Here is a 13,276-nt window from a genome sequence, read left to right on the forward strand (position 1 = left end):
CGGCAAATTATAAGAAATAGGATTTATTATTTATGGCAGAGAATGCAACAATAAGGCTTAATAAGGTCCTTAGGGAGCTTAATATCTCACTGGATAGAGCGGTAGATTACCTTTCTTCCAAAGGACATGAGGTGGAGGCAAGGCCTACCACCAAAATATCCGATGAGGTATACCAAGTGCTTTTGGACGAGTTCCAGACGGATATGAGCAAGAAGGTTGCATCCAAGGAGGTAGGTGAAGAAAAGCGCAAGGAAAAGGAGGCGCTAAGGATACAGCTAGAGCAAGAACAGGAAGAGAAGAGGTTAGCCAGGGAAAAAAGATCTTCGGAGCAGTTGGTAAAGGCCAAAGCTGAAATCGCCGGTCCTAAAACCGTAGGCAAAATAGATTTGGAGCCAAAGAAGAAGACCCCGGCCAAGAAAGAAGAAACCGAAGCACCCGTTGAACCAGTAAAGGAAAACAAGGTAAAAGAGTCGCCAAAGACTCCGGAGCCCGCCAAAAAGGAGGCGCCCGTAAAAAAGGCCCCGGTAGCCAAAAAAGAAGAACCTGAAGTTGAAGAACAGAAAGAAACTGTTGAAGATACCAAGCCAAAATCCATTACTACCCAATATCAGAAACTTTCCGGCCCTAAAATTACGGGAGATAAAATAGATCTTACCAAATTTGCAAAGCCGAAGAAAAAGAAGGAACCACCTAAAGAAAGCAGTGCAGCCATAGATCGCAAGAAACGAAGAAAACGTATTGTTAGCGAGAAAGGTAATAGCGGGGCATCCGGTGGCGGTGCGAGAGGTAAAGTAGGAGCACGAAAAGGAGCCGGAACACGATTTGCACCTGTTTCCAAGGTAGAGCCTACAGAAGAGGAAGTTCAAAAACAAGTAAGGGAAACCCTAGAGAAGTTACAGGGTAAATCCAAAAAAGGCAAAGGAGCCAAATATAGAAGGGATAAAAGAGATCAACACCGTCAGCAGACAGAAAAAGATCTTGAACAACAAGAACTGGACAGTAAGGTATTGAAGGTTACCGAATTTGTAACGGTAAACGAAGTCTCTACCATGATGGATGTAAGTACTACCCAGATTATCTCCGCATGTATGTCATTGGGAATCATGGTTACCATGAACCAGCGTTTAGATGCCGAGACACTTGCCATTGTAGCCGATGAATTTGGATATGAAGTAGAATTTGTAACGGCAGATATTGAGGAATCCATTGTTGAAGAAGTAGATGCGCCGGAAGATCTAAAACCAAGAGCGCCCATCGTTACCGTAATGGGGCATGTAGATCACGGTAAGACATCTTTATTGGATTACATTAGGGAAGAAAATGTTATAGCAGGTGAAAGCGGTGGAATTACACAGCATATCGGTGCTTATGGGGTAACCCTGGAAGGTGGTCAGAAAATTACCTTTTTAGATACACCGGGTCACGAAGCCTTTACGGCGATGCGTGCGCGTGGAGCACAAGTAACAGATATTGCTATCATCGTAGTTGCAGCGGATGACGATATTATGCCACAAACCAAAGAAGCCATCAGCCATGCGCAGGCGGCAGGCGTGCCCATTGTTTTTGCAATAAATAAGATAGATAGGCCTACGGCAAATCCGGATAAGATTAAGGAAGGTTTGGCCGCCATGAATCTTTTGGTAGAGGACTGGGGAGGTAAAATACAGTCTCACGATATTTCTGCCAAGACGGGTGAAGGAATCAAAGATCTTTTAGAGAAGGTGTTGTTGGAGGCAGAACTTTTAGAACTAACGGCAAACCCGGATAAGTTGGCCGTTGGTACTGTAGTAGAAGCCTTTCTGGACAAAGGTAGGGGATATGTTTCCACCATATTGGTTCAGGCCGGAACGTTGGAAATAGGAGATTACGTTTTGGCAGGTACCTGCAGTGGTAAGGTAAAGGCGATGCAAGATGAACGCGGAAAAAATATTAAAAATGCAGGACCTTCTACTCCGATATCTATTTTGGGCTTGGATGGTGCACCGCAAGCGGGCGACAAGTTCAATACTTTGGAAGATGAAAGGGAAGCCAAACAGATTGCTGCAAAAAGAGGTCAGCTACAGCGCGAACAAACTGTTAGAACACAACGTCATATAACCCTGGACGAAATTGGAAGGCGAATTGCCCTGGGCGATTTCAAAGAATTGAATATTATTCTTAAAGGTGATGTGGACGGATCTGTGGAAGCACTTACGGATTCTTTCCAAAAATTGTCCACGGATGAGATACAAGTAAACATTATACACAAGGCGGTTGGCGCAATCACCGAATCGGATGTATTGTTGGCCTCGGCCTCGGATGCCATTATCATTGGGTTTAATGTAAGGCCAATGGGCAATGCCAGGATGATTGCAGAAAAAGAGGAGATAGATATAAGGATGTATTCTATTATCTATGATGCGATCAACGACCTTAAGGATGCCATGGAAGGAATGCTCTCCCCAGAAATGAAGGAAGAGATTACGGGTACTGCCGAAATAAGGGAGACCTTTAAGATTTCCAAGGTGGGTACCATTGCAGGATGTATGGTTACCAGTGGTAAGATTTTCAGAAACTCCAGTATAAGACTTATTCGAGATGGTGTGGTCATCTATACCGGCGAGCTGTCTTCTCTAAAACGTTTTAAGGACGATGTAAAAGAAGTGGCCAAAGGATATGATTGTGGGTTACAGGTTAAAAACTACAATGATATCAAGGAAAGTGATATTGTAGAGGCCTTCCAGGAAGTTGCGGTGAAAAAGAAACTATAAGATTTTTAGTACAAAAGGGCCTAGAAGGTTAAATGCGTTTCAAAGCCATTTACTTTTTAGGCTTTTCCGGTTTTAAAAGCATGGCACTAGGATATTTTTTCCTAACCTCCATAAGCTTGCGTTCACCTTCCAATTTGGTTTTAAATCTACCCACCCGCACGCGGTAACTAGGAGATTCAAATTTGATGACGGAAGACCATCCCGGGAAATCCAACTCAAACTTCGATTTGGTATTTTGTGCCTCATTATATGCGCCGAAAAAGACCTGGATTCTGTAATAATCAATTTCCGCATTATGAGCTTCGTAGATTTTTAAAAGATCGTTGATCCTTTCGTCCTGTGCAATGGTTATGGTGCCTTGCTGAGCCATTCCGGATATGGTAAAACAACAGATAACAAGTGTATATATAAACGTTTTCATCGTTTCTTTTTAATTAGTTTCCCTTAGGCCGTACAAAAGTAGATTTTAATTTTTAAACTAAATAATTTGGGATTATTTAGAATTAATATAAATTATAAATTATAAATCCCTTAACATTTCCAAAATAAAGTCTATGTCGTATTTTTGCCTTCAATTTGAACGGCGATATAGTACTGTTATTGTCCTAGTAATAGTAATTATCGTGCCAAGATTTCGATAGAAATATTTTTAATATGAAAAAGGTTCCATACCGCAATCAAATTTCTAAAAATTTAGGTATCAGCTTAGTAGTTTTCCTACTCTTTTCAATTTCCATTATTGCACAAGACGAAACGGCGGCTCCGGGAACGGAAGTTGCAGCTGAAGAAACCAGTGGTGCTTCCGGCGGTGATGTGGCCAAGGGAAAATCACTGTTTAATCAAAATTGTGCGGCTTGCCATGCCCTAAATCGGAAAATGACAGGGCCTGCCTTGGCAAATGTGGCTTCTAGATTGGCTGCCGATGAAGGATTGGATACTGAATGGCTTTATGCTTGGATAAAGAACAGCCCGGGAATGATAAAATCGGGAGATGCTTATGCCGTTAAGATTTACGCAGAATACAATCAGGCGGCAATGACCGCATTTCCTACGTTGAGCAATACCGATATAGACGATATTTTGGCCTACACGGCCGCACCACCACCGGCTCCGCCAGTTGCAGCAGCAGGCGCGGCGGGTACAACCGGCGGGGAATCTTCCTCAGGAATATCCAACGAAATAATTTTGGGTGCCTTGGCCCTTGTGTTTGGGCTTTTGGTAATGATGTTGATACTGGTCAATAAAACCTTGCGAAGAATCGCAGAGGCTAATGGAGTGGTATTGGAAAAGGAAAAGGCGGAGAAACGCATACCTATTTGGAAAGCTTTTGCGCAAAACCAGTTCTTAGTGCTGGTTTCAGTAATCTTCTTGCTATTGGCCAGTGGTTATTTTGCGTATGGTTGGATGATGCAAGTAGGTGTAGATCAGGGATATGCTCCTATACAGCCCATTCACTATTCCCATAAAGTGCATGCCGGGGACAATAAGATAGAGTGTAAGTATTGCCATTCTTCGGCGAGGGTTTCAAAGACTTCGGGAATACCATCACTTAATGTGTGTATGAACTGTCACAAATCTATCTACGAATATAAAGGTAACCCTGAAGGTCCAACTCCAGAAGATTTGGCAAACGGGTACACCAACGAATTCTATACCAAAGAGATCAAAAAACTTTACAAAGCAGTTGGTTGGGATGAGGAAAATCAAAAATATACCGGGGAGACCCAGCCCGTGGAATGGGTAAGGATACATAACCTTCCCGATTTTGCCTATTTTAATCATTCGCAGCACGTTTCCGTAGCAGGAATCGAATGCCAAACCTGTCATGGCCCTGTAGAGGAAATGGAAATCATGTCGCAGTATGCCCCATTAACAATGGGATGGTGCGTTGATTGCCATAGAGAAACCAATGTAAAGGTAGCGGGCAACGAGTATTATGCAAAAATACACGAGGAGCTTTCCAAAAAATATGGAGTTGACCAACTGACCGCGGCGCAAATGGGCGGATTGGAGTGCGGTAAGTGTCACTATTGATCAAAACAATTTTAAGAAGATAATTTCAGATATATCGTATGGCATCAAACAAAAAATATTGGAAAAACGAGGCGGAGTTAAATCCAAACGATTCCATTGTTGAGACGCTAAGACAGAACGAATTTGTTGCGGAAATTCCTGTAGATGAATTCCTTGGTGATAAGGACACCTTGTCCTCCACAAGCACCAATAGGAGGGATTTTCTAAAATATGTCGGTTTCAGTACCGCCGCTGCTTCTCTGGCCGCTTGCGAAGGACCGGTTGTAAAATCTATTCCTTACGTGGTAAAGCCAGAACGTATCGTTCCCGGAGTTGCCAATTTTTACGCAACTACGATTGCCAATGGATTTGATTTTGCCAGCATTCTGGTTAAGACCAGAGAAGGTAGGCCCATTAAAATAGAAAATAATACAGATGCTAAAGTTGGAGGCAGTGCAAATGCCAGGGTTCAGGCCTCGGTACTTTCTCTATACGATAGTACAAGATTGCAAGGACCACTTCTAAATGGTGAGCCTATAGAATGGAATAGTTTGGATGCCGCGGTAAAATCCAAACTGGGAAGTCTAAAAAATTCTGGGAAACAGATTGCATTGTTGACACAAACATATGCAAGTCCCTCTACTACCAAACTGATTGCCGAGTTTACGGCAGCCTTCGGTAATGTAACCCACGTTACCTATGACGCTATCTCGCAAGATGCAGCACTTACTGCTTTTGAGGCGAGATACGGTGAAAGGGCTATGGCCGACTACGATTTTGAGAAAGCTGAGGTCATCGTTTCCTTTGGGGCCGATTTCTTAGCGGACTGGCAAGGAGGTGGGTATGATGGCGGTTACGCCAAAGGGCGTGTTCCGAAGCAAGGAAAAATGTCTAAACATACGCAGTTCGAGTCTAATATGTCGCTCACTGGGGCCAATGCTGATAAACGAGTACCCATTACGGCGGCAGAGCAAAAAATTGCCCTGGCCAAGTTATATGGTAAACTAAATAATAGTACCGTTAGTGGTGAGCTTCCGGAAAGTGTAGAAAAAGCGGTTGATGCAGTAGCAAGCGAAATTCGCAAGGCGGGCAGCAATGCTGTGGTTGTAACCGGAATAGATGATGTTAATGCACAAGCTGTAGTTCTTGCCATCAATGAATTACTGGGGAGCAAAGCTTACGATACCAAGGCTCCCAAGTATGTAAGACAAGGAGATATCAAAGCACTGGCTACTTTAATTTCGGATATGCAGTCCGGCAAAGTAGGCGCACTGATCATGGATGGTGTAAATCCAATGTATTCCTTGCCCAATGCGGCAGATTTTGGTGAAGGAATAAAGAATGTTGATCTCTCGGTCTATTTTTCAACCAATAATGACGAGACAGCCCAGGTTTCGCAATTTGTTGCAGCAGCTCCGCATTACTTGGAGTCATGGGGCGACAGTGAAATTAAAAAAGGACATTATAGCTTAATGCAACCTGTTATAAAGGAATTGTTCGATACAAGACAACTGCAAAGTGCGTTGCTTACTTGGATGGACAGCGATAAAGGCTATTACGATTATATTACCCAAAATTGGGAAGCAAATATTTTAGGAGGATCAGACTGGAACAAAGCACTTCACGATGGTGTCTTTAGTGCGTCATCTGATGTGATGTCCGAAGATACGGCCGATGATGCTACGGCTTCCAACGATGCCAATCAGGCAGATGACCAACCCGCGATAGATCCAATTGCTACGGCGGTAAGAAATTTGGTAGGGGCGGCAAGTGCCGATATGGAACTTACCCTTTATTCCAAAGTAGGTATGGGAGAAGGAAGACAGGCCAATAATCCATGGTTGCAAGAATTCCCAGATCCTATTACCAGAGTTTCTTGGGACAATTACCTTACCGTTTCCAAAGCCGATGCAGAGGCTTTAGGGTTAAAGAACGAGAATGTTGCCAACGGTGGTCTAGATGGCAGTTATGTAAAAATTACGGCCAATGGGGTTGCCTTAGATAATGTTCCGGTAATGATTCAACCCGGACAGGCCAAAGGTACAGTCGGACTTTCCTTTGGTTATGGAAAGACCGTTGGAATGAAAGAGGAAATGAAGACAGGTGTCAATGCATTTGCATTGTATCAGGGCTTTTCCAACATACAAGACGTAAGTATTGAAAAATCTACGGGTATGCATGAGTTTGCCTGTGTGCAACTCCATAATACCTTAATGGGTAGAGGAGATATCATTAAGGAAACTACCTTGGAAATATTTAATACCAAGGATGCCCATGAATGGAACATTGTTCCACAGGTTTCCCTTAACCATCAAGAAGTGCCCGCAACCACTGTTGATTTATGGGACAGTTTTGATCGATCTATCGGTCATCACTTCAATTTGTCCATAGATTTAAATGCATGTACCGGTTGTGGTGCCTGTGTAATTGCATGTCATGCCGAAAATAACGTTCCCGTTGTTGGTAAGCAAGAGATCAGACTATCCAGGGATATGCATTGGTTACGGATAGATAGGTATTATTCTTCAGAAGATACCTTTGAACAAGACAACGTTAAAAAAGATGAGTTTGATGGTCTTTCGGGCGATAAAGGATCCTTGGGAGGTTTTGGTGAATTGGAAGATCCATCTGCTAACCCACAGGTAGCTTTTCAGCCGGTAATGTGTCAGCATTGTAACCATGCTCCGTGCGAAACCGTATGCCCTGTGGCCGCTACATCGCACAGTAGACAGGGTCAGAACCATATGGCCTATAACCGATGTGTTGGGACTAGATATTGTGCCAATAACTGTCCTTATAAAGTACGTCGTTTTAATTGGTTCCTTTATAATAATAATGACGAGTTCGATTATCATATGAACAATGATTTGGGCAAAATGGTAATCAACCCAGATGTTAACGTACGATCTAGAGGGGTAATGGAAAAATGTTCCATGTGTATCCAAATGACGCAGAAAACTATTTTGGACGCTAAGCGAGATGGGCGCGCAATAAAGGATGGAGAATTCCAGACCGCGTGTTCGGCGGCATGTAGTAGTGGAGCTATGGTGTTTGGAGATATTAATGACGAGGATAGCAAGATAGCCGAATTAAAAGAAAGTAACCGTATGTATCACTTATTGGAACATGTAGGAACAAAACCCAATGTGTTCTACCATGTTAAAGTGAGGAATACCAACGAAGCATAATCATAAAATAAGCAAGTAACTATATCATAAATTATGGCATCGCATTACGAAGCACCTATACGAAAACCCTTAGTTCTTGGAGATAAAGGCTACCATGATGTATCCGTGGACATTGCCGCTCCGGTAGAAGGGAGGGCCAATAAACAATGGTGGATTGTATTTTCCATTGCTTTAGTGGCGTTCCTATGGGGTGTCGGCTGTATTATTTATACTATTTCCACAGGTATTGGTGTCTGGGGACTCAATAAGACCGTTGGCTGGGCTTGGGATATTACCAACTTTGTTTGGTGGGTAGGTATCGGGCATGCCGGAACCTTGATTTCTGCGGTATTGTTGCTTTTTAGACAAAAATGGAGAATGGCCATTAACCGTTCTGCGGAGGCTATGACCATCTTTTCGGTAATTCAGGCAGGATTGTTCCCAGTTATCCACATGGGTCGTGTATGGGTCGGCTATTGGGTATTGCCCATTCCAAATCAATTTGGATCCTTATGGGTAAACTTTAATTCGCCCCTACTTTGGGATGTATTTGCAATATCCACCTATCTATCGGTTTCTTTGGTATTCTGGTGGACAGGCCTATTGCCAGATTTTGCCATGATACGAGATAGGGCGGTTAAACCCTTTCAAAAGAAGATATACAGTTTACTGAGTTTTGGTTGGAGTGGTCGCGCAAAAGACTGGCAACGTTTTGAAGAAGTATCCCTTGTATTGGCCGGTTTGGCAACACCTTTGGTACTTTCTGTGCACACTATCGTATCCTTTGACTTTGCCACTTCGGTAATTCCAGGATGGCATACCACCATATTTCCACCTTATTTCGTTGCAGGAGCAGTGTTCTCTGGTTTTGCCATGGTGAATACGTTGCTCATAATAATGAGAAAAGTATGTAGTTTGGAAGCATACATCACGGTACAACATATAGAATTGATGAACATTGTTATTATGATCACCGGTTCAATCGTTGGCTGTGCCTATATTACGGAGCTCTTTATGGCTTGGTATTCTGGTGTGGAATACGAGCAATATGCATTCCTCAATCGGGCTACAGGACCATATTGGTGGGCATATTGGGCCATGATGACCTGTAATGTGTTCTCTCCTCAGTTCATGTGGTTTAAAAAACTACGGACAAGCATCGTGTTTTCGTTCTTAATTTCCATTGTGGTAAACATAGGAATGTGGTTCGAACGTTTTGTAATTATTGTTACCTCGCTGCACCGTGATTACCTACCTTCTTCATGGACAATGTTCTCACCCACCTTTGTGGATATCGGTATATTCTTGGGTACTCTAGGGTTTTTCTTTGTACTCTTTTTACTATATGCCAGAACTTTTCCAGTGATTGCACAGGCAGAGGTGAAATCTATTCTTAAATCCTCTGGAGAGCGATATAAGCGATTGAGGGACGAAGGAAAACCGTTATACGAAATAACAAAGGGAGCTGCTACGGTTACAGAAACTAAAGCGGAAGAGAAAGCACCAGAGGCAAAGGCATCAGAAGATGTGTCCAATTTGTTGGGTGCCCTGGGAACCTTTGATGCAACCAAGGATACCCCTGATGATTTGAAGAAAGTAAAAGGGATAGGTCCTCAGATGGAGACAACTCTTAATCAGATAGGTATTTTTAGCTTTGCTCAGGTAAGTAAAATGACCCAAAAAGAATACGATTTATTAGATTCTATAACCGGTTCGTTCCCGGGAAGGGCGCAACGAGACGATTGGGCCGGGCAAGCTAAGACTTTAAATAACAACAAGTAATATGGCATCTAAAGTAATACAGGCATTTTATAATGACGATGATGTGCTAATGCATGCGGTAAAGAAAGTTAAAGCTGCCAAGCACCATATAGAAGAAGTATATTGTCCGTTTCCGGTTCACGGATTGGACAAGGCCATGGGACTGGCCCCAACAAGAATCGCCATTACCTCCTTCATGTATGGATGTGTGGGATTGATAGTTGCCATTGTTATGATGAACTATATCATGATAGACGATTGGCCACAGGATATAGGAGGAAAACCTAGTTTTAGTTATATAGAAAATATGCCGGCCTTTGTGCCCATCATGTTTGAACTTACGGTGTTTTTTGCAGCGCATTTAATGGTGATAACTTTTTACCTTAGAAGTAGATTGTGGCCGTTTAAAAAGGCAGAAAACCCTGATGTAAGAACCACGGACGACCATTTTGTAATGGAAATAGAGGTGCATAACAATGAGGCCGAATTAAAGGAACTCTTATTGGATACCGGGGCCGTAGAAGTAAACGTTTCAGAAAAAAGTAGTCATTGAATATGAGCAGTCTTAAGAAAATAGGAATTGTATTGCTGATGGTTTTTGGCCTTGCATCGTGCTCGCACGAAAAAAGCAGAAACTATCAATATATGCCCAATATGTATGTGCCTGTTGGTTATGAAACTTACGGCCAGATAGGTTTTCTTCCCGGTGGTATGGAAGCTCAGCTTCCCGTAGAAAATACCATACCAAGAGGATGGATGCCTTATAAATTTGATAATTCTCCCGAGGGAAAAGAATTGGCCAGATTGGATGTAAGTCCTTTAGATTCGCTCCAAAGTGAGGCCAATCTTGCCGAAGGGAAAGAGTTATATAATATTTATTGCGCTATTTGTCATGGCAATAAAGGAAGTGGCAAGGGCAATCTTGTAGAAAGAGAGAAGATTTTAGGAGTGCCCAGTTATGGTGATGTAGCCAGAGATATTACTGCAGGCAGTACCTACCATACCATTTATTATGGTTTAAACTCAATGGGCTCTTATGCCGGGCAATTAGATCATGAAGAACGTTGGAAGGTAGCCGACTACGTTATGCAACTAAAACAAGACTTAACAAAATAATTGATAGAACCAGAAGTATGTACACTTTTTCAAACAGATTAAAAATTGCTTCTTTCATTTTAATGGCCGTAGGGTTATTGGGTATTGGCATTGGTTTTGTTTCTGCACCTGCTACGGTAGAAGAAGCAAAGGCCATAGTGGCGAGCCATGATGACGGTCACGGAGCTGCCCATGGTGAGGAAGCCTCGCACGCTGTACCTGCGGATCATGGTGCAGAAAGTGCCCACGATACAGGTCATAGCGCGTCACACGATGAACATTTGTTACATCAACTTCAAAACAAACCGTGGTCTGCCCTTTATGTTGCTGCGTTCTTTTTTATGATGATCGCTCTTGGTGTATTGGCATTTTATGCCATTCAGCGGGCTTCGCAGGCTGGCTGGTCCCCACTGCTTTTCCGTGTAATGGAGGGTATTACAGCTTACTTGGTTCCTGGCGGTATCATTGTTTTTGTAATCTTGGTACTATCTGTATTACACATGAACCATCTGTTCGTATGGATGGATGCAGATGTAGTAGCACACGATAAATTACTACAAGGAAAGGCCGGGTTCTTAAATCCTACTTTCTTTTTGGTCAGAGCGGCCATATTCTTAGGAGGATGGATTTTATATCGTGAGTTTTCCAGGAAATTCTCCTTGGCACAAGATGAAGCCAATGACAATTCTAATTTCAAGAAAAATTTCAGAATTTCAGCTGCCTTTTTGGTGTTCTACCTTATTTCCGAATCCATAATGTCTTGGGATTGGATCATGAGCGTGGATCCCCATTGGTTCAGTACCTTGTTTGGGTGGTATGTGTTTGCAAGTATGATTGTTTCCGGTATCACTGTGATATCCATGGTAACAATTTACTTAAAATCCAGAGGTTATTTGGAAGATGTAAATGATAGCCATATCCATGATTTGGCCAAATTTATGTTCGGTTTCAGCATCTTTTGGACCTACTTGTGGTTCTCACAGTTTATGTTGATCTGGTATTCCAACATTCCGGAAGAGGTAACCTATTTTGTAACCAGAATAGAAGATTACAAGCTACCATTCTTTGGCATGCTGGCCCTAAACTTTATATTTCCATTTTTAATTTTGATGAATAGCGACTATAAGAGGATCAACTGGTTTGTTCTTATGGCTGGTATCATTATCTTGATAGGACATTACATAGATATTTTTAATATGATAATGCCGGCGACGGTAGGAGACCAATGGTATATTGGAATTCCCGAAATTGGAGCCATATTATTCTTTGCAGGATTGTTTATTTTCTGGGTTTTCAGGGCGTTAACAAACGCTCCGCTGCAACCCAAACGCAATCCGTTCATTGAAGAAAGTAGGCATTTTCATTATTAATTAGTTTTTAAAGTATAATAGAGATCATACAATGACTGCATTATTAACCATAGCTGTTTTAGTCTTAGTGGCAATTGCAATTTGGCAAATGACCAAAATATTTGAATTGTCGCAAGTTAAGGCAAACAACTCCCAGGTGGCGACCGATACCGATAACAAGTATAACGGTTACCTCATGTTCGCCTTTCTAATATTTATATACGCAATAACCATTTTTAGTTTTTGGAAGTATACCAAATTCCTATTGCCCGAGGCTGCCTCGGCACATGGTGCGGAGTATGATTACCTAATGTTGGTGTCCTTTGTGATCATATTTTTTGTACAGACAATTACCCAGGCCTTGTTGCACTACTTCAGTTATAAATATAGAGGGGAAAAAGGGAAGAAAGCCTTATTCTATGCAGATAACGATCGTCTGGAATTTATATGGACCATCATTCCTGTCATTGTTTTGGCCGGATTGATCCTATGGGGATTATATACTTGGACCAATATAATGGATATCAATGAAGAAGATGACCCTCTGATCGTGGAATTATACGCGCAGCAGTTTAATTGGACGGCAAGATACGGAGGAGCGGATAATGTCCTAGGTGATGCAAGTGTTAGAATGATAGATATTGATAGAGCCAATGTACTTGGATTGGATGAGTCAGATCCAAATGCCTCCGATGATGTCATTGTAAAGGAACTACACCTACCAGTGGGGAGAAAAGTAAACTTTAAAATGAGGTCACAAGATGTATTGCACTCTGCTTACATGCCCCATTTTAGAGCTCAAATGAACTGTGTCCCAGGAATGATTACCCAATTTTCGTTTACTCCGATCACCACTACCGAAGAGATGAGAAGAGATCCGGACGTAATGGACAAAGTTCAAAGAATCAATAAAATTAGGGCTGAAAAAGCTGCCAAAGGAGAAGATAATTCTGATCCTTGGGAGTACGATTATATTTTACTCTGCAACAAGATTTGTGGAAAATCACATTATAATATGCAAATGAAAATTATTGTGGAAACCCAGGAAGAATACGAGAAATGGATGGCCGAACAACAAACGTTTGGACAAACAATGACCCCGGCACAGTAATTTAGGCTACTTAAAAGAAATTAATAAAAA

General features: G+C 42.1%; 9 protein-coding genes. 8 read left to right on the forward strand and 1 reads right to left on the reverse strand.

What is annotated here, in order from left to right; all coding sequences use genetic code 11:
• The first annotated feature begins 32 nt into the window (after window positions 1–32).
• Window positions 33–2,750: a translation initiation factor IF-2 gene (gene infB, locus ACEQ81_RS06600; RefSeq protein ID WP_411030058.1), complete on the forward strand. Its 2,718-nt coding sequence runs from the start codon at window positions 33–35 to the stop codon at window positions 2,748–2,750.
• A 49-nt stretch (window positions 2,751–2,799) separates the two neighbouring features.
• Here infB and ACEQ81_RS06605 read toward each other — a convergent pair whose 3' ends face one another.
• The gene (locus ACEQ81_RS06605; RefSeq protein WP_411030059.1) at window positions 2,800–3,171 is read right to left on the reverse strand and encodes an SPOR domain-containing protein; all 372 of its coding nucleotides are present in this window, start codon (window positions 3,169–3,171) and stop codon (window positions 2,800–2,802) included.
• A gap of 233 nt (window positions 3,172–3,404) precedes the next feature.
• Here ACEQ81_RS06605 and ACEQ81_RS06610 point away from each other — a divergent pair, with 233 nt between their 5' ends.
• From ACEQ81_RS06610 to ACEQ81_RS06640, 7 genes are read left to right on the forward strand one after another with little or no spacing between them, the layout of a single operon-like run.
• Window positions 3,405–4,784, forward strand: coding sequence for a c-type cytochrome (locus ACEQ81_RS06610; protein WP_411030060.1), 1,380 nt, complete (start codon window positions 3,405–3,407; stop codon window positions 4,782–4,784).
• Between the two features lie 38 nt (window positions 4,785–4,822).
• Window positions 4,823–7,951, forward strand: a complete 3,129-nt coding sequence (locus tag ACEQ81_RS06615; RefSeq protein WP_411030061.1) for a TAT-variant-translocated molybdopterin oxidoreductase — start codon at window positions 4,823–4,825, stop codon at window positions 7,949–7,951.
• Window positions 7,952–7,984: 33 nt separating this feature from the next.
• Window positions 7,985–9,712 carry an NrfD/PsrC family molybdoenzyme membrane anchor subunit gene (gene nrfD / locus ACEQ81_RS06620; RefSeq protein WP_411030062.1) on the forward strand — a complete coding sequence of 576 codons (1,728 nt, stop codon included), beginning with the start codon at window positions 7,985–7,987 and terminating at the stop codon, window positions 9,710–9,712.
• 1 nt (window position 9,713) lies between these two features.
• Window positions 9,714–10,244, forward strand: a complete 531-nt coding sequence (locus tag ACEQ81_RS06625) for a DUF3341 domain-containing protein (protein WP_411030063.1) — start codon at window positions 9,714–9,716, stop codon at window positions 10,242–10,244.
• A 2-nt stretch (window positions 10,245–10,246) separates the two neighbouring features.
• Window positions 10,247–10,807 carry a c-type cytochrome gene (locus tag ACEQ81_RS06630; RefSeq protein WP_411030064.1) on the forward strand — a complete coding sequence of 187 codons (561 nt, stop codon included), beginning with the start codon at window positions 10,247–10,249 and terminating at the stop codon, window positions 10,805–10,807.
• A gap of 17 nt (window positions 10,808–10,824) precedes the next feature.
• Window positions 10,825–12,156: a quinol:cytochrome C oxidoreductase gene (locus tag ACEQ81_RS06635; RefSeq protein WP_411030065.1), complete on the forward strand. Its 1,332-nt coding sequence runs from the start codon at window positions 10,825–10,827 to the stop codon at window positions 12,154–12,156.
• Window positions 12,157–12,187: 31 nt separating this feature from the next.
• Window positions 12,188–13,246, forward strand: coding sequence for a cytochrome c oxidase subunit II (locus tag ACEQ81_RS06640; RefSeq protein WP_411030066.1), 1,059 nt, complete (start codon window positions 12,188–12,190; stop codon window positions 13,244–13,246).
• The last annotated feature ends 30 nt before the right edge of the window (window positions 13,247–13,276 follow it).

This window comes from Spongiimicrobium sp. 3-5 (assembly GCF_046557915.1).
In the GTDB taxonomy this organism is placed as follows: domain Bacteria; phylum Bacteroidota; class Bacteroidia; order Flavobacteriales; family Flavobacteriaceae; genus JBHEBG01.